Genomic DNA, 20,871 nt, shown 5'->3' with positions numbered 1-20,871 from the left:
GGGGTATTTCCTGTAAAAAAGACTCTAGGCGAAATATACAGTAACTAAAACAAATGATTCCAATTCGTCATAGATGCATAAAAATATTTTAAAAAGGGTAGGGAATACGTTATGATATCGATGCAAAAAGTCAGTAAAGTATATCCAAACGGCGTCGTTGCCATGGATGACCTCGATTTAGAAATTCGCGACGGCGAGTTCCTTTATGTAGTCGGTCCTTCCGGTGCCGGAAAGTCGACATTCATGAAGATGATTTATCGCGAGGAGAAACCGACGGAAGGTCAATTATTGATTGACGGACTCGATGTCGGTAAACTCAAGGATCGTCATGTACCAAAGTTGCGCCGTCAACTCGGTGTCATCTTTCAGGACTTTAAATTACTTCCATCACTTACGGTGTATGAAAACGTTGCGTTCGCATTAGAAGTCGTTGGGGCTGACACGACGTCGATTCGGAAGCAAGTCATGGATGTGTTGAATCTTGTCGGATTGAAAAACAAGGCACGCAACTATCCAGATGAGCTTTCTGGTGGGGAGCAGCAACGGGTTTCGATTGCACGAGCGATTGTGAACAAACCGAAGCTGATTATCGCCGATGAGCCGACAGGGAACTTAGACCCGGAGACAGCATGGGGCATCATGGAAGTGTTTGAAGAAATTCACCGCCGTGGGGCAACAATTGTCATGGCGACACACAACCGTGACATCGTCGATAAGATTCGCCACCGTGTCATCGCGATTGAGAATGGAAGAGTCGTTCGCGATGAAGAGAAAGGAGCATATGGCTATGATGTTTAAGGCTGGATTGCGCCATTTGCGTGAAGGGTTCAAAGGAACGCTTCGAAATGGATGGATGTCGTTCGCGGCAATTAGTGCCGTGACGATCACCTTGTTACTTGTCGGTGTATTTGCACTCGTCATGTTCAATGTAAATGAAATCTCAGACAATGTAGAGAACGATGTCGAGATTCAAGTGTTCATCACCCGTACGGCGGATGAGAGCTCAGTCGAGAAACTCGGACAGAATATTGAACAGGTACCGGGTGTGTCGAAGGTTACGTTCAGTTCGAAAGAAGATGAATTGGCCAAGTTCCAAAACCAACTTGGGGACGATGCGGCTGCTTATGGCACGGTTGAAAAAGACAACCCGCTCCACGCCCGTTATATCGTCAAAGCCCAAGACCCAACAGAACTAGAGGAAGTTGCAAAATCGGTCGAATCATTCGATAACGTCGACGATGTGAAATACGGAAAAGACTACATTGATAAAATGTTCGCCTTCTTCAACGGGATTCGCATCGGTGGACTCGCGTTGATTGTCGGATTGACATTGATGGCGATGTTCTTGATCTCGAATACGATTAAAATGACCATTTTCTCACGTCGCCGCGAGATTGAGATCATGCGACTCGTCGGAGCGAAGAACAGCTTCATCCGCTGGCCATTTTTCATTGAAGGATTGGTTCTCGGAATGCTTGGGGCTCTTGTCCCGATTCTTGTCATTTATTTCGGATATGACGTCGCATATAGTGCTTTACAACCATCGCTTGATCAATTGAATAGTGATATATTTAAGTTGATTGATCCATCGACGCTCACAGTCCAAGTATCGCTTGTCTTACTTGCACTCGGTGCGTTCATCGGGATCTGGGGATCGACGACATCGCTCGGTCGTTTCTTGAAAATCTAACTTAAATAAGGAGGAGTTGGCGGATGAAACGTTCGCTTGCGCTAGGGTTGTGTGTATCATTACTTGCCATGCCTGTCATGGCGACAGAGAAAGACACGTTAAAAGCTCGACAAGATCGATTGTCCAATGAGTTGGAGGAATCGAAAAATGCGCAGGCTGAAACGGATGCCGAGCTTGAGGTCACAGAGGCAGAGCGTGATGCTGTAAAGACAGAAATTCACGTCGTCGATGATCGGTTGAATGATTTAAGCGAACAAATCGCGATTCAACAACACGAAGTCGACACGGCCCGTGGAGAGCTCGAGACGACCCGCCAACAACTTTCTGTTCAAGAAAAATACTTGGAAGACCAGAAGGAACTTTTAAACGAGCGCCTTCGTGTCTTGCAAGTACATGAAGATACGTCCTATCTACAAGTCATTTTTGAGTCCCGCTCTTTCGGCGATTTCGTGACACGGGTCATGACGGCCCGCACAATCGCTGAACAGGACCGGGAGCTCATACATAATTATATGAGTGAGATGGAACGCCTAGAGTCGCTTGAGTCGACGCAACGTACCCAACTCTCGTTCATCAAGCAAAAAGAGCGTGAGCTCGTCATCACGAAGCAAGACCTCGACCGTACAGCCGAGAAAAAGCGTGATCTGTTGGTCGAACTGAACGAACAAGTCGAGCAACTCGAACTTGAGAAGATGACACGCAGTGAAGAACAGGCCGTCATGGCCGAACAGAATCGAATCATCAGCGAACAGCTCGAAGCGATTGCGATTGCTGAGCGAGAAGCCGCTGAGGCGGCCGAACGTGCCAAACAGGAAGCTGAAAAGCGTGCTGCCGAAGAACGAGCAAGAGCCGAGGCGGAAGCGCGTGAGTCAGAATCGGAAGTGAAAGAGGCGCCTGAGGTGACGGTACCACCTGAAACACCGACGAACGTTTCAACGTCGAACGGATTCGTCCGCCCTGTGTCAGGATATGTGTCGAGCCCGTTTGGTCCTCGAAACAATCCTTTGACAGGTGTCTCGGAGATTCATAAGGGAATCGACCTCGTCAATGCTTCAGGGACACCGATTGTTGCGAGTGCACCAGGTGTCGTCATCAAAGCGGCACCGGCGACCGGATATGGGAATGTCGTGTTTGTTTCACATGTTATGAATGGAGAGGTTTGGACGACCGTCTACGCTCATCTGAATGCAATCACGGTCGGTGCCGGACAACAGGTAGCGGCAGGACAGACAGTCGGGACGCTCGGTAACACGGGTTGGTCGACCGGACCGCATCTCCATTTTGAGTTACATCGAGGGAAATGGGCGCCGGGACAGCCGAATGCGATTGACCCAGCCCCGTATATTGGCTATTAATTCAAGCGGACGCGTCCCAAATATGTGGAACGCGTCCGCTTTTCCTTTCGTTTTTGCTATACTAATGAAAAGACTTACAAAGAGAAATGAGGGACCAACCCGTGAAAAATTCAACCGCAGGACTACTCGCTGGCACAATGTTCGTGGCTGGGGCCGGTGCAGGCCTTGCGACGATGGCATTTACAGACACTTCTCTTCCGATTCAAACGAATGCGGAAGGCTGGGATAAAGTCGATCAAGTACGTGATTTGATTGAGGCGCATTCGTTACAAGACATCTCAGAAGATGACTTATTGACAGGCGCGCTCGACGGTATGACCGCAGCACTGAACGATCCGTACTCTGACTTCTTAGACGCAGAAGAAACATCACAATTTACCGACTCGATTGAATCGAGTTTTGAAGGAATTGGCGCAACTTTGGAGAAGAAAGGAGAAGACATCTTAATTGTCGCTCCAATCAAAGGCGCTCCGGCCGAAGAAGCAGGACTTCGCCCGGGCGACATCATCACAGCGGTCGACGGTGAGTCGATTGAGGGGATGGATGTACAGGAAGCCGTCCAGCTGATTCGAGGAGAGAAAGGGACGACGGTCACGCTGACGATTCGCCGTGGCAGTCAGACGGCGGACTATGAAATCACACGTGACACGATTCCGATTGAGACCGTGTTCTCTGAAGTGAAAGAAATAGATGGTAAAAAGATTGGCTACCTTCAAGTTACTCAATTTTCAGAACCGACAGCCGATGAGTTTCTCGAGCAACTCGAGCAACTTGAAGCAGACGACATCGATAGCTTGATCATCGACGTTCGTGGAAATCCGGGGGGTCTCTTACCTGCCGTCATCGAGATGTCTGAAGGGTTCGTCCCGACATCGAAACCGGTCGTCCAAATCGAAAATGCGGACGGGGACCGTGACGCTCAAAATGGTCGTGCCCGTGAAGCAAAACCGTATGACCTCTTCGTCTTGACGGATGAAGGCTCTGCTTCGGCATCCGAGATTTTGACAGGTGCGATGAAAGAAGGGGCCGGTGCGACAATCATTGGCACGAAGACGTTCGGGAAAGGTGTCGTGCAGACGGCGTTCGATTTAGAAGACGGCAGTAACTTGAAGTTGACGACGAGCAAATGGCTCACACCGGACGGGAACTGGATCAACAAAAAAGGGATCGAGCCGGACATCGAAGTGAAGCAACCGGATTTCTTCAATGTAACCCGCGTGCTAACAGAAGAAGAGTCATTAAAAGTCGGGGACTATGGCGACTCCGTGTCGAACTTGCACAATATTTTAACTGGAATCGGCTATGAGCCAGGCGGTCAACCCGGATATTACGGCGATACGATGGCAGAGGCCGTAAAAGCGTTCCAGGCAGACCAAAATCTCACGGCTTCAGGTACAGTCGATGAAGAGACAGCCTCGGCACTCGAATCGAAGCTACTCGAGGCGATTCAAGATGAGGAAAACGATGCTCAACTGAATCGAGCGCTAGAAGAAGCCGCAAAATAACGTTGTATGAAAGAAAGGGTTGGACCGCGTGGAAGTTGTACGAATGAGTGTTACGGCTTTATTGACGTTGTTAGGTAGTCCACTGTTTTGGGTGACGCTCGTCGCCCTTACGTACATATCAATGACCCGAGTCAAACGGGAACGGGCCATGTTTCGTTCGAGACGCCGCTCACCAAAGTCGGAATGGAAGCATTTCATCTGGCCGAGTCTCCTGCTGGCGGTCCTCTCATCAACCGCAACGATTTTACTGGAGACGACCATCACATTTGAATGGGCAGTTTCGTTTACAATTCTTTACACGCTTGTCGTCTTGGCGATGCATCCGCGATTCTTTAACCCAGTGTTGCCGCTCCTCATTATATTCGGTGTCGTCATGTTACGTGATATTGTCGCATATGGGGCATTCAGTGATTGGGTGAGAGAGCTTGCCCGAGTCGATTGGACGGTCTATGCATTGACGTTCGGGCTCGTCACACTCGCGGAAGCGATTCTCCTACGATGGGATGGACCAAAAGAGACGTCACCGACACTAATCTTGTCCAAACGTGGGCAGTTCATCGGAGGACACGTCGTCAAACGGGTTTGGTTTTTCCCGCTCGTTGTCTTTTTACCGCCGATGTTCGGTCTTGATTTGCCGATGATCCCAATCATTCTGCCGATTCCGATTGGGGTCAGTTTACTGTCGACCGGTGCCTTGCCGGGGACACTTCTCGCACGGTTGAGTAACTATCGTGCGATGCTCGCATTGATCGCCCTTATTTTGTTCGGTATATCCTATACGTGGGAGATTCCGTATATCGACTATGTATTGATTACACTATTCGTTCTCTATGAACTCGGATTACAGTGGATCAAACGAGAAAATCGTGGCACGACACCTGTCTTTATCAATGGCAATCGCGGGGCGGTCATCGTTGACACGCTCCCGAATTCACCGGGGGAAGCGATGCAACTCATCCCGGGTGAATCCATCTACAAAGTCAATGGAACAGTCATCACGGGAGGACATAGTTTCTATGAGGCGCTCCAGCAACATAAACCTTATATTAAGCTCGAAGTGTTGAACTTGAACGGTGATATCCGATTCGTTCAACGGGCGATGTATGAGACCGATCCGCATGAACTTGGCATCTTGTTCGTCGGGGAACCGACGAGTCCGCGTGTCCGTCTTCGCAAACTGTGAGAGTATCCGTCAAGGGTACTCTTTTTTGTACTGAAAAAGGGCACCCTTGGGGATGCCCTTTTTTCTTATACGTCAAGTTTTGATGGTTTAAATGCTGTTGTTGCTTCGACAGCGTGTTGCCAACCTTTGTAGAGTGCCTCGCGGTGAGATTCGTCCATGTTCGGCTCGAATTTCTTGTCGAGTTTCCACTGCTCTTTGACTTCAGCTTGGTCTTTCCAGAATCCAACGGCAAGACCTGCCAAGTAGGCAGCACCGAGTGCAGTCGTTTCGCTCACTTCAGGACGTTCGACTGGAACGTCGAGAATGTCTGATTGGAACTGCATGAGGAAGTTGTTGCTGACGGCCCCGCCATCGACGCGGAGTGTCTTCAAGTTGATTCCTGAGTCGTTCTCCATCGCCGTGAGGACATCACGTGTCTGATAAGCGAGTGACTCGATTGTCGCACGGACGAACTGTTCTTTTTCCGTTCCTCGTGTGAGGCCGAAGATAGCGCCACGAACGTCAGAGTTCCAATAAGGTGCACCGAGTCCAACGAAGGCTGGTACGACGTAAACCCCCTCTGTCGACTCGATCCGTGTCGCGTATTGCTCCGAGTCTTTCGCTGATTTCAACATCCGCAATCCATCACGGAGCCATTGAATCGCAGAACCGGCAACGAAGATCGATCCTTCGAGCGCATACTCGACTTTACCGTTGTAGCCCCAAGCAATCGTCGTCAAGAGACCATGGTCTGATTTGACGGCTTCTTCCCCTGTGTTCATAAGCATGAAGCAACCCGTGCCGTACGTGTTTTTCCCTTCCCCTTTTTCGAAGCACGTCTGACCGAACAAGGCAGCCTGTTGGTCACCTGCGGCTCCGGCGATTGGGACTTCAAATCCAAAGAAGTGATACGGGATTGTGTTTGCGTAGACTTCACTTGAAGCTTTGACTTCAGGGAGCATCGACTTCGGTACCGTTAAGATGTCGAGTAATTCGTCATCCCACTTCTGTTCATAGATGTTGTACATAAGTGTACGGGACGCGTTCGAGTAGTCTGTCACGTGGGCCGTTCCACCTGAAAGTTTCCAGATGAGCCACGTGTCGATTGTACCGAAGAGAAGTTCTCCGTTCTCGGCTTTTTCACGTGCGCCTTCGACGTTGTCCAAAATCCATTTGACCTTTGTCCCAGAGAAGTAAGCATCGATGAGAAGGCCCGTCTTGTCACGCACCATATCAGAATGACCGGCTGCTTTTAGTTCTTCACAAATGTCAGCGGTTTGTCGTGATTGCCAAACAACTGCATTATATACAGGGCGTCCTGTTTCTTTCTCCCAAACGACTGCTGTTTCACGTTGGTTCGTGATTCCGATTCCTGCAATCTCGTTCGGATCGATGTCTGCCGAACCAAATGCTTCCGCCATGACGGCGAGGACAGAACCCCAAATCTCATTGGCGTTATGTTCGACCCAGCCTGGTTTTGGGAAATACTGTTTAAATTCGCGTTGTGCGACCGTGACAATTTTTCCGTCATGGTCAAAGATGATTGCCCGTGAACTTGTCGTTCCTTGGTCTAGTGCTAAAATATAACGTTTTTCTTTCGCCATATGTGATTTCCTCCTTCAAAATATTGTGTTACGAGACGAGAAGGCCATAAATGAGTGCGGCGATAATCGCGCCGATAATTGGACCGACGACCGGGATCCATGAATATCCCCAATCTGACGATCCTTTTCCTTTAATCGGAAGAAATGCGTGAGCGATACGTGGACCGAGGTCACGTGCCGGGTTAATTGCATACCCGGTCGTACCACCGAGCGAAAGACCGATCGATACGATCAAGAAGCCGACGATGAGCGGATTAAGTCCGTCCGCGAAGGTGTTTGCCCCGAATGACAATAGACCGAAGACAAGGACGAACGTTCCGATAATCTCACCAATCAAGTTGAAAGGTGTGCTTCGAATACCAGGAGCCGTCGAGAACGTCGCCAGTTTCAAACCTGGGTCGTCCGTTGCATCATAGTGCGGTTTATAGTGGATATAAACCAAACATGCCCCAATGATGGCTCCGATAAACTGAGCGAGGATGTAGAGTGGGACATCCGCCCATGGGAATTCGCCTGCTGTCGCGAGACCAATCGTGACGGCAGGGTTGATGTGTGCACCTCCGTAAATACCGGCTGCGTAGACCCCGACCATAACGGCGAGACCCCAACCCATTGTGATGACAATCCAGCCAGAGTTTTCCGCTTTGGAATGGCGGAGGACGACGCCGGCGACGACACCGTTACCGAGCAGAATCAATAGCATCGTACCAATAATTTCACTGACAAATGCTGACATGTGATACTCCCCTTTCTCCCTTATGCAATTTGACTTACCACTTCATTATATGCCCAAAATGTAAGCGTTTTAAAACAGCGTTTTTCAAAAATCATACTTTTTTCCTAAAAATGTTCACATTTACACCTGTAAACTTCATAAAAATGATGAGTAGAGAGCGGAACTAATAAGAAATAGATGATTCATCATGAAAACTGGGGGGATTTCAATTGAATAGGAATATGGTCCATTGTTTGGTCATTCGTCTCCTATGTTACAAAAGTAACCTTTACAAATTGAACAAATGGATCTTTCTGAACGATTTGAATGTTTCTTTTGAGACGGTTAAGGAAAAATATTAAGCGATGCACAAATGACGTTTCTTCTATAAAGACGTTCTCAGTAAAAGTTGAGAAGCGAATATTTGTTCGTGTATATGGTATAATCAAGACACTTATGAAATGAGAAGGTGAGGAGTATCTTATGGAATCAATTCCGTTTGCATTACAATCTGAATTTCAACCAGGAGGTGACCAACCTGAAGCGATTCGACAGCTTGTCGAAGGTTTGAATCGGGGTGAACGGTACCAGACGCTCCTCGGGGCGACCGGTACGGGGAAGACGTTCACCGTCTCGAATGTCATCCAGGAAGTGAAGAAACCGACACTCGTCCTCGCCCACAACAAGACGCTCGCCGGACAGCTCTACTCCGAGTTCAAAGAATTCTTCCCGAACAACGCCGTCGAATATTTCGTCAGCTATTACGATTACTATCAGCCAGAGGCGTACGTGCCTTCGACCGATACGTTTATCGAAAAAGATGCTTCGATTAACGATGAGATCGATAAACTTCGCCACTCGGCGACCTCGGCTCTGTTCGAGCGCGATGATGTCATCATCGTCGCTTCGGTATCGTGCATCTACGGTCTCGGTAACCCGGAAGAATATAACAGTCTCGTCTTGAGTCTTCGTGTCGGGAAAGAGATGGGGCGCGATCAAATGCTTCGCAAATTGATCGACATCCAATATGAACGGAACGACATCGACTTCCAACGGGGTCGGTTCCGTGTCCGTGGGGACGTCGTCGAAATCTTCCCGGCGTCACGTGACGAGCAGTGCTTGCGTGTCGAGTTTTTCGGGGACGAGATTGATCGGATTCGCGAGATGGACCCGCTTACCGGCGAAATCATCGCCGATCGCGAGCATGTATCGATTTTCCCAGCATCCCACTTCGTCACACGTGATGAAAAGCTTCAAAAAGCGATCGTCAACATAGAGGCCGAACTCGAACAACAGCTTGAGAAGTTCCGTGAAGAAGGCAAGTTACTCGAGGCGCAACGTCTCGAGCAGAGGACGAACTACGATCTCGAGATGATGCGTGAGATGGGTTACTGTTCAGGCATCGAGAACTATTCGCGCCATTTGAACTTGACGGAGGCAGGCGCGACACCGTACACGCTCATCGATTACTTCCCGAAAGACTTCTTGCTCATCGCGGATGAGTCGCACGTGACGCTCCCGCAAGTGCGCGGGATGTATAACGGGGACCAAGCACGGAAACAAGTGCTCGTCGACCACGGTTTCCGTCTGCCGTCGGCGAAGGACAACCGGCCGCTCAAGTTCGACGAGTTCGAGAAGAAGTTGAGCCAGGCCATCTTCATCTCGGCGACACCGGGCCCGTATGAGCTCGAACATACGCCGGACATGATTGAACAGATTATCCGACCGACGGGTCTCCTCGACCCAACAATTGAGATTCATCCGATCAAAGGACAGATCGACTACTTGATGGATCAGATTCGCGAGCGCATCAAGCGAGGGGAACGTGTCCTCGTGACGACGCTCACGAAGAAAATGGCGGAAGACTTGTCTGATTACTTACGGGAGGCCGGAATCAAAGTTAACTATATGCACTCTGAAATCAAGACGCTCGAGCGGATTGAAATTATCCGTGACCTTCGTCTCGGAAAATACGACGTCCTCGTCGGAATCAACTTGCTGCGGGAAGGGCTAGACATCCCGGAAGTGAGTCTCGTCACGATTCTCGATGCCGACAAGGAAGGGTTCCTTCGTTCAGACCGGTCACTTATCCAGACGATCGGACGGGCGGCCCGGAACTCGAACGGGCACGTCATCTTGTTCGCGGATAAGATGACCGACTCGATGACGCGCGCGATTGAAGAGACCGACCGTCGGCGAACGATTCAACAAGCTTACAATGAAGAACATGGCATCACCCCACAGACGATTCGAAAAGATGTCCGAGGGGTCATCCGAGCAACGGTCGAGGCCGAAGAAGAGGCGTTAGAGTCGCTCAGTACGATGAAGCCGGCGGAACGCGAGGCGGCAATTGCCAAGTTGGAAGAAGAAATGAAGCAAGCGGCGCGCGATCTCCAGTTCGAACGTGCGGCCGAATTGCGTGACTTAATCTTGGAGTTGAAGGTAGGGAATTAAATGGCTGAAAAGAAAAATGCGATTGTCATTAAAGGGGCACGCGTCAACAACTTGAAAAATATTGACATCGACATCCCACGTGACCAGCTCGTCGTCTTGACGGGCTTGTCCGGTTCCGGGAAGTCTTCGCTTGCGTTCGACACAATTTACGCTGAAGGACAACGACGTTACGTCGAGAGCTTGTCGGCGTATGCCCGTCAGTTTCTCGGTCAGATGGATAAGCCGGACGTCGATACGATTGAAGGACTCAGTCCGGCCATCTCGATCGACCAAAAGACGACGAGTCGTAACCCGAGGTCGACGGTCGGTACGGTGACGGAAATCTACGACTATCTCCGACTCTTATTCGCGCGAATCGGGAAGCCGGTCTGTCCTAACCACGGAATTGAAATTTCGAGTCAAACGATCTCCCAGATGGTCGATCAGGTGATGGAATTACCGGAACGGACGCGTCTTCAGATTTTGGCCCCAATCGTATCGGGGCGTAAAGGAACGCATGTGAAAGTATTTGATTCGTTGAAAAAAGAAGGGTTCGTCCGTGTCCGTGTCAATGGAGAAACGATTGAATTGACAGATGAAATCGAGCTCGACAAAAATAAAAAACATTCAATTGAGGTCGTTGTCGACCGTCTCGTCGTCCGACCGGATGTCGAAGGCCGTCTTGCGGATTCACTTGAGACGGCGTTACGTCTCGCTGATGGACGTGTCATCATCGACAAGATGGATGGCACAGAACTTCTTTTTAGCGAACATCATGCTTGCCCGATCTGTGGTTTCTCAATCGGCGAGCTCGAACCCCGAATGTTCTCGTTTAACTCACCATTCGGCGCTTGCCCGACGTGTGATGGTCTCGGGACGAAACTAGACGTCGACCCAGAACTCGTCATCCCGGACCCGTCGAAGACGTTAAAAGAAGGGGCGATTGTCGCGTGGCAACCAACGAGTTCCCAGTACTATCCGCAGCTGCTTGCAGCGATGTGTGCACATTTTAATATCGATATGGACGTGCCGTTTGAGCGTCTGTCGAAGCGTGACCAAGAGCTCGTCTTGAACGGGTCAACTGAGGAATCCTTCCTCTTCCGCTACGAGAATGATTTTGGTCAAGTCCGGACGAACACGATTTTCTTTGAAGGGGTTCTTCGCAACATTGAGCGCCGTTACAGGGAGACGACATCCGATTACATTCGTGAGCAGATGGAAATGTATATGGCGACACATGCCTGTCCGACCTGTCACGGTTATCGTTTGAAAGAAGAGTCGCTCGCCGTCAAAATCATCGGCCAGCACGTCGGACAAGTGACGGAGAAGTCGGTTGTGAACGCACTTGCTTTCTTCGAAGGGCTAAATGAACAGTTGAGTGAGAAAGATATCGCAATCGCGCGTCTCATCTTGCAGGAGATTCGAGAACGGCTCAGCTTCTTGAATAACGTCGGTCTCGACTATTTGACACTCTCTCGTGCCGCGGGAACGCTCTCGGGTGGGGAAGCACAGCGGATTCGTCTCGCCACGCAAATCGGCTCGCGCCTCACGGGTGTCCTATATGTTCTAGACGAGCCGTCGATCGGTCTCCATCAACGCGATAACGACCGCTTGATCGCCACGCTCAAACAGATGCGTGACATCGGCAACACGCTCATTGTCGTCGAGCACGACGAGGATACGATGATGGAAGCGGACTACTTGATTGACATCGGACCAGGCGCCGGGGAGCATGGAGGCCAGGTCATCGCTGCCGGTACACCGAAACAACTGATGAAAAACAAGAATTCGCTCACCGGACAATATCTCGCCGGGAAGAAGTTCATCCCGCTTCCCGTTGAACGCAAGATACCGGACGAGCGTTTCTTAAAAATCGTTCGGGCAGGGGAGAACAACTTAAAAGACGTCGACGTATCGATTCCACTCGGGATGTTCGTCGCAGTGACGGGTGTCTCGGGCTCTGGTAAATCGACATTGATCAATGAGATTCTCTATAAATCGCTAGCGCACAATATGAACCGCGCCAAAGCGAAACCAGGGAAACACAAGAAAATCGAAGGTCTCGATCATATCGATAAAGTCATCGATATCGACCAATCCCCAATCGGTCGTACGCCACGTTCGAACCCTGCGACCTATACAGGTGTCTTCGATGACATTCGTGACGTATTTGCCTCAACGAACGAAGCGAAGATGCGCGGATATAAGAAGGGGCGTTTTAGCTTCAACGTCAAAGGCGGTCGCTGCGAAGCGTGTCGCGGAGACGGAATCATCAAAATCGAGATGCACTTCTTACCGGACGTGTACGTGCCGTGTGAAGTCTGTCACGGGAAACGCTATAATCGGGAGACGCTCGAAGTGAAGTATAAAGGGAAGACGATTGCGGACGTGCTCGATATGACGATTGAAGAGGGTCTCGAATTCTTTGACAAAATTCCGAAAATCAAACGGAAGATTCAAACGATCTATGACGTCGGTCTCGGCTATATGAAACTTGGACAGCCGGCGACAGAACTTTCAGGTGGGGAAGCACAACGTGTCAAACTCGCATCAGAGCTCCATAAGCGTTCGACCGGGAAGACAATCTATATTTTGGATGAACCGACGACCGGACTTCATGTCGACGACATCGCCCGTTTGTTGAAAGTGTTGCAACGTCTCGTCGAGAACGGAGACACGGTGCTCGTCATCGAACATAACCTCGATGTCATCAAGTCGGCGGATTATTTGATCGACCTCGGACCAGAGGGCGGTGACGGTGGCGGCGAGATTGTCGCGACCGGCACACCGGAAGAAGTCGCTGAAGTCGCGGCTTCTTATACCGGCAAGTATTTGAAACCAGTCCTTGAACGTGATGCGGCCCGCGTGAAACCGAAAGCAGGGAAAAAGAAATAAGTATAGAAATGGTGAGAAACGGGAAGTTAATTGACGTGCAATCAAATTGAAGGGGGAAAACGAACGTGAAACAAGAAATGCGTGAACTGATTCTCCAGCAAGTGAAGGAAGGCAAGATGACGATTGAGGAGGGGATGACGCAACTCGAACGTCTCGAGCGACTCGAACCGGAACAAGTTCAAGCGCTTGAAGAACGACAGGATACGGAGAAGGTCGATGCGTACTCGGTCGAATCGCTTACGACGAAACTGACGTCTGCGATGGAAGGGCTCGTGACGAAACTTCGTGACAGTGACTTTACATTCAGCTCGAATTTCGGACCGGAAGTGACGTACTCGAAGTCGTTCCCGTTTACAGGCAGCGATATCTCACTTGATCTTTTCAACGCATCGGCGACGATTGTATCGTCTGATGCCGAAGACTGTGAACTGATTGTAACGGGACGTCCGCTTCGCCAACAAGATGCGGACAAGGCGCTCGAGCAGTTACAGTCGGCCGTCAAACATTCCGTCATCGGCGACCGTCTCGTCGTCTCGCTACGGGACAAGCTTGTCCGGGCCCATGTGGAATTGTACATCCCGCATCACCATTTTAACCATCTTCATGTCCAAACATTGAACGGGGAAGTCCGGGCCGATGGTCTCGACGTCGAGAACGTCCGTGTACAAACCGCGAACGGTCGCGTCGTGCTAAATGACGTGCATGCATCGGAACTACTGTTGAATACTGGCAACGGGACGGTCGAAATCGAAGGCGTAGAAGCGGAACTCGTTCATGTCCGTACCGGAAACGGTGCCGTCATTATCGGCGGGAAATACGACAAAGCTTCCCTTAAGACAGGGAACGGAAATATTCGTGCGGAACTGGCAACGGCTCGTCCGGCCAAGTTCGAACTCGCCTCGCTCGCCGGGAACATTCGACTCGTATTGCCACACGGTGTCGAGGTCGAAGGTGAACTAGAAACGAACTTCGGAGGTCTTCATTGCTTGCTCGATGAACTCGAGATTATCCGTGACCGCAAGGACGTCGCCCAACGTCGACTTGAATTCTTGTCTGGTCGAGGTCAAACACCTCGTATCGAAGTCGAAGCGGGAACACGTACCGGTACCATCGACTTAGAGCATGGTTCGGTGTATACACCATCGACATTCTTAGATGAAGAACAGACAGAGCCGGCTGACCCGGTCGATCCGGTCGACCCAGGCGATTTGAATAATCCGTTCCATCAACAATAAAAAAATCCCGAAGGCGCCGCCTTCGGGATTTTTTTGATTATAGATTCATTTCATACTCGATTTGTTGCCAATCCATCATCTGAGTATCATACAGCGCGAAGGCACTGACCGCGAAGACGATGAAGAGAACTGGCCCGGCAATCAAAAGGATGATTCCGAAGAGGCGCATCGACTTCGAACGAGTCCAGTAGAAGATGATGGCGACAATCATCGAGATGAGCGCACCCGATAAAAAGAATCCGATGATATTCAAGATGAACAAAAGTAAGACCGTCTCGTTTTTCGTCGCCGCATATTCTTTCCACATATCGATCAACGACTTGATGATATAGACGAGCGAACCAATCCCGATCACGATCGCAAATAAGATGACGATTCCAAATAATCCTTCCATTACTACACCTCCCATTATGCTTATACCCTTCCTACGAACAGAATGTATGAAAGTTTCATCAATTTTTTGACACGTTGTTCATCACTTCTCTAACCTTTCATAGAAAGAGCTATGATACAATAATGAGCGTGAAAGGGGCAGATACTGATGCAAAATATCGTACGCACAGCTCAAGTCGTTGAGCGTTTTAAACTTCAAATTATTGCGGGAGAGGAAGGACTTCATCGTCCGGTCGCAACACCCGACCTAAGTCGACCAGGTCTCGTCCTTGCTGGTTACTATACGCACTATGCGAAAAACCGCCTGCAAGTATTAGGGAAGACGGAATTGACTTTTTATGCGAGCCTATCGGAAGAAAAGCGTCGTGAGCGCGCCAAAATTTTATGTACGGAACACACACCCGGTATTTTAATCACTCGAGGTTTCGATATTCCAAAAGAAATCGAGGAAGAAGCGGAAGCAGAAAACGTTCCACTTATGCGGACGAATGCGGTGACGACTTCAATCGAATCACAAATCACGAACTTCCTCGAGATGGAGCTCGCGCCGATGACGGCGATGCACGGGGTCCTCGTCGATATCTACGGCGTCGGTGTCCTCATCAAAGGGCAAAGTGGTGTCGGGAAATCCGAGACCGCGCTTGAACTCGTCAAACGGGGGCACCGTCTCGTCGCTGATGACTCGGTTGAGATTCGTCAAACCGGCGACCAACTCCTCGTCGGTTCAGCGCCTAAACTCATTCGTCATTTACTTGAGATTCGTGGGATTGGCATCATCGATGTCATGACGTTGTTCGGGGCCGGAGCGGTTCGGTCGCATAAAAAAATCAGTCTCATCGTCAATTTGGAGAACTGGGATCCGGGCAAAGTGTACGACCGTGTCGGACTGGACCACAACGTGATGAAAATCATCGATAGTGAAGTCCCGCTCCTGACGATCCCGGTTCGCCCAGGCCGAAACTTGGCGGTCATCATTGAAGTCGCGGCGATGAACTATCGTCTCCAAAACATGGGAATCAATACGGCTGAAGAGTTTGCGGAACGTCTTGCAAACGCGATTCAGGACACTGAAGGAGACTTGTGATCATGGTAGAACCGACATTTGATCGTGTAGCATTTGAGATTGGATCTCTGCCAATTTATTGGTATGGCATGATTATCGCCTTCGGGGCGATGCTCGGTCTCGTTCTTGCTTTATATGAAGCGAAGCGCATCAATTACGATTCGGAGCGACTTGTGGATGTCGTCATTTGGTCGATCCCGATCAGTATCATTTTTGCGCGTATTTATTACGTGACGTTCCAGTGGGATTATTACTCAGAAAACCTTGGGCAAATCATCGATATCCGTCAAGGCGGAATTGCTATCCACGGTGCCATCTTCGGGGCGCTCCTTGTCGTTATCGTATACTGTATGCGAAAATCGATGTCTTTTTGGAAAGTGACAGACATCCTGGCACCTTCCCTTCTTCTCGGACAGGCTGTCGGGCGCTGGGGGAACTTCATGAACCAAGAGGCGCATGGTGGAGAGACGACGCGTAGCTTCTTACAAGACACGCTCATGTTGCCGGACTGGATTGTCAATCAGATGTATATCGATGGGGCTTACTATATTCCAACGTTCCTATATGAGAGTGTCTGGAGCATCATCGGGGTCATCTTCCTCGTCGTTTGGCGTATGGTCGGAAACCCACGACGTGGGTATATCTTCTTGTCCTACCTCGTCTGGTATTCGATCGGTCGCTACTACATCGAGGGACTTCGTACGGACAGTCTCATGTCAGGTGATTTGCGTGCGGCCCAAATGGTGTCTATCGCCTTGATCCTCTTCGGTATCGTCATGATGATTCTTCGCCGCAACGCGAAACGGTACAACGACCCATCAGAGAAAGGACTGTTTGATTAATGGATACGCTCTTATTTGACTTGGATGGAACGTTACTCGATACGAACCCGCTCATCATCGCGAGTTTCCGTCATACGTTCGAATACTATTTCCCAGAAAATACGTATCGGGATGAAGACGTCTATCGATTCATCGGACCGACGCTTGAGAAGTCGTTCCGTGAACTCAACGAACCGGAATGGAAAGAGATGCAGGCGTTCTATCGAAGTTTTAATATCGCGATGCATGATCAACTCGTCGCAGAATATCCCGGTGTCATCGAGGGGTTATACCGCCTCCATGCGAAAGGCTATAAGATGGGGATCGTCACGTCGAAAGGGCGTCCCGTCGTCGAGCGGGGGCTTCGATTATTCAACATCGATCATTTGTTTGACGTCGTTGTGACGGCAGATGACGTTGAGAACGAAAAGCCTCACGCCGAACCGGTCGAGCGTGCGCTTCAGGCGCTCGATTCGTCGGCAGAACGCGCGGTCATGGTCGGCGATAACGATACCGACATTTTCAGCGGAAAGAACGCCGGGACGAAAACGGTCGCAGTCGGTTGGGCACTCAAAGGTCGTCCTTTCCTCGAATCGCTCGAGCCAGACGTCATCATTGATACGATGGAACATTTCGAGGCATGGCTCGATGAGGTAAGCGTCCGTGCGTAAAACGAAGCGATTTCATATCGACGGACCGAATCCGCTTTGGCAGATGTATCGGACGATTCGTTTTTTACGTGTCTTCAAAAACACGGCGGTCGTGCTCGTCGGCCGTTATTTTCCTTCAGTAAAGGCGAAGCGTTGGCTCTACCGGACGTTTCTCGGCATGAACATTGGAGAGTATAGTGCACTTGCCCTCATGGTCACACCGGACGTCATGTTCCCGGAGAGGATCACGATTGGTCGCAACACGGTCATCGGGTTCAATTCGACGATTCTTTGTCATGAGTATCTCGTGGATGAGTATCGGATCGGGGACGTCGTCATCGGTGATGAGGTGTTGATCGGAGCGAATGTGACCATCTTGCCTGGTGTGACGATTGGAGACGGTGCTGTCGTTGGCGCTGGCGCGATTGTTCATCGCGACGTGTTGCCGGGTGAACGAGTCGTCGGGGCGAAACTACAATCGCTGACACATATTTGACACAATTTTTCGCAAAAAGTTTTCGTGCATGTTTTGTATAAGAAGATGAAAGAATACTTGAGCGGTATCACTTTTTTTTAAAGAGATACCGCTTTTTAATGGAAAAAAGTACAGAAATGAAAAAAACATATTTTCGCTCAAAAATAATTTTTGAACCTAGTAAAAAATATTCATTATAGAAGGAATATAGTCGCGATTTTTTTTAACTTTTTCAGTTGCCCTCGTTGTTCGAGTGAGGTATTCTTATCCCTGCAACTAAAAAAAGATTTAAAGATGATGTGGAGGATTTAGAATATGGAAGCGAACTATGAAGCAGTAATGACGCTACCCGAACCAGAATCTCCGCTCGCTGCGGAGCTCCACTACTATAGAGGTCGTCGTGCGTTACGTGAAGGTCGCCTAGATGAAGCGACTTTTTTCATGGCTGAAGCGACAGCGGCAGCCACGCATCGCGTCGACTATCATAAACAGTACGCAGAACTGTTGTTTGAAGTAGGGGAGATCTACCACGCCAATGACGTGTGGAAGCGAGTTTTAGAGCTCGACGAGACTGCGACAGAGGCGCTTTATCACTTAGCGAGTAACTGTGCCTATGTCTCTCAATATGAAGAAGCCGCAAATTATGCATCCGAATATCTCGATCGTGACGCGAAAGGTCACTACACGGAAGCGGTGCAATCCCTTCTTGAACTGATTGAGCTCGAACAAGAGCTCGAGGACGAGGAAGAAGATGAGTTGATTACGTGGCATACAGAAGCACAGCGTCAAATCGACAAAGGACGGTTATTTGCGGCAAAGGCGACACTCGAACGCCTGATCGGGAGATATCCAGAGTTTTGGCCGGCTTATAACAATTTATCGGTCGTCAGCTTTTATCTCGGTGATGATCAAGCGGCGTTCCGGACGCTCGAATATGTACTCGATCAAAATCCTGGAAACTTGCATGCGATTTTAAATACGATTCTCTTGCTTCATGAAGCAGGACACTCGGAAGCGGCGATCCAGTTATCGACACCGCTCACACGTGTCCGTCCGCTCCAATACGACTTGCGTTATAAATTAGCGACGACACTCGCACTCGTCGGTCACTACGACCGTGCGTATGAAGAATTGCGCTTATTGAAGGACCACGGGTTTCGCGGTGACCCATTGTTCGGGCATTGGCTCAGCGTGTCTGCCTACAAGACAGGACGATTAGAAGAGGCAGCCACCTACTTGAACAATGAAGAGATGAAACGATTCGAAGAGAGGCAGAGCTTCGATATTAGGGAAAACCTTGAGTTTCGTTCGGCGCTCGTCCAGGGATTGCGTCAAGAAAGCGATTTGGCTCGAGTCGAGATTATTCGTATTATCTCTAACCTTAAAGACGACGAGGCGTTCGAAGCGCTCGCGCTCACGAATGCGGTGACGGAGAACGAGACGGTCCGCGCGTTCGCGGAGATGTGCCGTGCCGACCTCTGTAGTCAATCGTTCAATGGAGACGAACGAATCAAACGTGCGTTTGACGCACTTATCTTGGCTGAAGCACACGTTTCGGAAGCGGAACGGATGAGTCTTGAAGGTGACTTCTATGAACGTTTTGCCACACTTTTATTGTCTGATGAACCATTCTTGGACGTAACGGCATCGGCCGCTGCGCTCGTCTGGATGTTTTATACAAAACGAGACGCGCTGATTCTCGAAGACTGTGCGAATGCCTTCCATCTTCCGGTCGATACGTTGACAGAGAAGGTACGTTCTTTCAAACGAACACTCGAACAAGCATAAAGATAGACGATACCCGTACAGGTTTCTTATACTAAAGGCAATCAATTTCTTGCAGAGGTGGAATAAACATGACAGAAGAAAAAATTTATGACGTCATTATCATCGGTGCCGGTCCTGCCGGAATGACCGCTGCGCTATATGCTTCACGTGCAAACCTTTCAACGCTTATGATCGAACGCGGAATTCCAGGTGGTCAGATGGCCAATACGGAAGACATCGAGAACTACCCGGGCTACGATAGCATCCTCGGTCCTGACTTATCGCAAAAAATGTTCGACCATTCGAAAGCGTTCGGTGCGGAGTATGCATATGGGGACGTGCAGCGCATCTCGGATGAAACAGAATATAAAGTCGTGCATGCGCACAACCGAGACTACAAAGCGCGTGCAATCATTCTCGCCTCTGGTGCTCAGTATAAGAAAATCGGCGTACCGGGTGAAGAAGAGCTCGGCGGCCGTGGTGTATCGTATTGTGCGGTATGTGATGGGGCATTCTTCAAAGGGAAAGATTTGTTCGTCATCGGTGGTGGCGACTCAGCCGTTGAGGAAGGTGTCTTCTTGACACGTTTCGCGAACAAGGTGACAATCGTTCACCGTCGCGACGAGCTCCGCGCACAAAAGATTCTTCAAAAGCGTGCGTTCGACAATGAGAAAATCGATTTCATTTGGAACCATACGGTGAAAGAAATTACAGAAAAAGACGGGAAAGTCGGTGGGGTTCGTCTCGTCAACACGGTTGACGGGACAGAGACAGACCACGAAATCGACGGCGTCTTCATCTATATCGGTATGAACCCGATCACGGGGTTCGTCCAAGACCTCGGCATCACGAACGAGCAAGGTTACATCGTCACAAACGAAGCGATGGAAACGAACATTCCAGGAATCTTCGCTGCCGGTGACGTTCGTGAGAAAACACTCCGTCAAGTCGTCACGGCGACAAACGACGGGTCGATTGCCGCTCAAAATGCTCAACACTTCATCGAGGGACTCCTCGAATCGTTGCAAGAACAAAACGCATGATTCAAGAAGCTAGGACTGCGGGGAACCGCGGTCCTTCTCTTTTTTTCGGACGTTCGTTATACTAG

17 protein-coding genes are annotated in these 20,871 nt (G+C 49.8%); 14 read left to right on the top strand and 3 right to left on the bottom strand.

What is annotated here, in order from left to right:
* Positions 1–111: 111 nt before the first annotated feature.
* From ftsE to KNO95_RS06830, 5 genes are all read left to right on the top strand, one after another.
* The gene (gene ftsE, locus KNO95_RS06850; RefSeq protein ID WP_026825417.1) at positions 112–798 is read left to right on the top strand and encodes a cell division ATP-binding protein FtsE; all 687 of its coding nucleotides are present in this window, start codon (positions 112–114) and stop codon (positions 796–798) included.
* Positions 788–1,690, top strand: a complete 903-nt coding sequence (gene ftsX, locus KNO95_RS06845; protein WP_026825418.1) for a permease-like cell division protein FtsX — start codon at positions 788–790, stop codon at positions 1,688–1,690. The genes ftsE and ftsX overlap by 11 nt, the downstream gene beginning before the upstream one ends.
* A gap of 23 nt (positions 1,691–1,713) precedes the next feature.
* A complete protein-coding gene (locus KNO95_RS06840; RefSeq protein WP_026825419.1) occupies positions 1,714–3,045 on the top strand; it encodes a murein hydrolase activator EnvC family protein in 1,332 nt (443 codons plus the stop codon).
* 101 nt (positions 3,046–3,146) lie between these two features.
* Positions 3,147–4,550, top strand: coding sequence for a S41 family peptidase (locus tag KNO95_RS06835; protein ID WP_214878514.1), 1,404 nt, complete (start codon positions 3,147–3,149; stop codon positions 4,548–4,550).
* Between the two features lie 28 nt (positions 4,551–4,578).
* The gene (locus KNO95_RS06830) at positions 4,579–5,733 is read left to right on the top strand and encodes a PDZ domain-containing protein (protein ID WP_353048119.1); all 1,155 of its coding nucleotides are present in this window, start codon (positions 4,579–4,581) and stop codon (positions 5,731–5,733) included.
* 65 nt (positions 5,734–5,798) lie between these two features.
* Here the strand turns inward: KNO95_RS06830 and glpK are convergent, their stop codons facing one another.
* The gene (glpK, locus tag KNO95_RS06825) at positions 5,799–7,316 is read right to left on the bottom strand and encodes a glycerol kinase GlpK (RefSeq protein WP_026825422.1); all 1,518 of its coding nucleotides are present in this window, start codon (positions 7,314–7,316) and stop codon (positions 5,799–5,801) included.
* 28 nt (positions 7,317–7,344) lie between these two features.
* Entirely contained in the window at positions 7,345–8,052 is a 708-nt protein-coding gene (locus KNO95_RS06820; protein WP_026825423.1) for an MIP/aquaporin family protein, read from the bottom strand.
* Between the two features lie 462 nt (positions 8,053–8,514).
* Here KNO95_RS06820 and uvrB point away from each other — a divergent pair, with 462 nt between their 5' ends.
* The 3 genes from uvrB to KNO95_RS06805 all read left to right on the top strand — a co-directional run bounded on the left by uvrB (position 8,515) and on the right by KNO95_RS06805 (position 14,594).
* Positions 8,515–10,485 carry an excinuclease ABC subunit UvrB gene (uvrB, locus tag KNO95_RS06815; RefSeq protein ID WP_026825424.1) on the top strand — a complete coding sequence of 657 codons (1,971 nt, stop codon included), beginning with the start codon at positions 8,515–8,517 and terminating at the stop codon, positions 10,483–10,485.
* A complete protein-coding gene (uvrA, locus tag KNO95_RS06810; RefSeq protein ID WP_026825425.1) occupies positions 10,486–13,359 on the top strand; it encodes an excinuclease ABC subunit UvrA in 2,874 nt (957 codons plus the stop codon).
* Between the two features lie 65 nt (positions 13,360–13,424).
* The gene (locus KNO95_RS06805) at positions 13,425–14,594 is read left to right on the top strand and encodes a DUF4097 family beta strand repeat-containing protein (protein WP_026825426.1); all 1,170 of its coding nucleotides are present in this window, start codon (positions 13,425–13,427) and stop codon (positions 14,592–14,594) included.
* 37 nt (positions 14,595–14,631) lie between these two features.
* Here KNO95_RS06805 and KNO95_RS06800 read toward each other — a convergent pair whose 3' ends face one another.
* Positions 14,632–14,988 (bottom strand): hypothetical protein, encoded by a 357-nt coding sequence (locus KNO95_RS06800; RefSeq protein WP_026825427.1) that lies wholly within the window; start codon positions 14,986–14,988, stop codon positions 14,632–14,634.
* 147 nt (positions 14,989–15,135) lie between these two features.
* Between KNO95_RS06800 and hprK the strand changes: the two genes are divergently transcribed.
* From hprK to trxB, 6 genes are all read left to right on the top strand, one after another.
* Complete coding sequence (gene hprK, locus KNO95_RS06795; protein WP_026825428.1) at positions 15,136–16,071, top strand: HPr(Ser) kinase/phosphatase; 936 nt, start codon at positions 15,136–15,138, stop codon at positions 16,069–16,071.
* A gap of 2 nt (positions 16,072–16,073) precedes the next feature.
* Entirely contained in the window at positions 16,074–16,892 is an 819-nt protein-coding gene (lgt, locus tag KNO95_RS06790) for a prolipoprotein diacylglyceryl transferase (protein WP_026825429.1), read from the top strand.
* Positions 16,892–17,542 (top strand): pyrophosphatase PpaX, encoded by a 651-nt coding sequence (ppaX, locus tag KNO95_RS06785; RefSeq protein WP_026825430.1) that lies wholly within the window; start codon positions 16,892–16,894, stop codon positions 17,540–17,542. The genes lgt and ppaX overlap by 1 nt, the downstream gene beginning before the upstream one ends.
* Complete coding sequence (locus KNO95_RS06780; RefSeq protein ID WP_026825431.1) at positions 17,535–18,017, top strand: acyltransferase; 483 nt, start codon at positions 17,535–17,537, stop codon at positions 18,015–18,017. Before ppaX ends, KNO95_RS06780 begins: the two co-directional genes overlap by 8 nt.
* 294 nt (positions 18,018–18,311) lie before the next feature.
* Positions 18,312–19,784, top strand: coding sequence for a tetratricopeptide repeat protein (locus tag KNO95_RS06775; protein ID WP_026825432.1), 1,473 nt, complete (start codon positions 18,312–18,314; stop codon positions 19,782–19,784).
* A 68-nt stretch (positions 19,785–19,852) separates the two neighbouring features.
* On the top strand, positions 19,853–20,806 hold the full coding sequence (gene trxB / locus KNO95_RS06770; protein ID WP_026825433.1) for a thioredoxin-disulfide reductase: 954 nt from the start codon (positions 19,853–19,855) through the stop codon (positions 20,804–20,806).
* The last annotated feature ends 65 nt before the right edge of the window (positions 20,807–20,871 follow it).

The organism is Exiguobacterium sp. ERU653 (genome assembly GCF_018617775.1).
GTDB classification, from domain to species: domain Bacteria; phylum Bacillota; class Bacilli; order Exiguobacteriales; family Exiguobacteriaceae; genus Exiguobacterium; species Exiguobacterium marinum.
The sequence above is the reverse complement of the archived record's forward strand: the minus strand, read 5'-3'. Positions and strand labels throughout refer to the sequence as shown.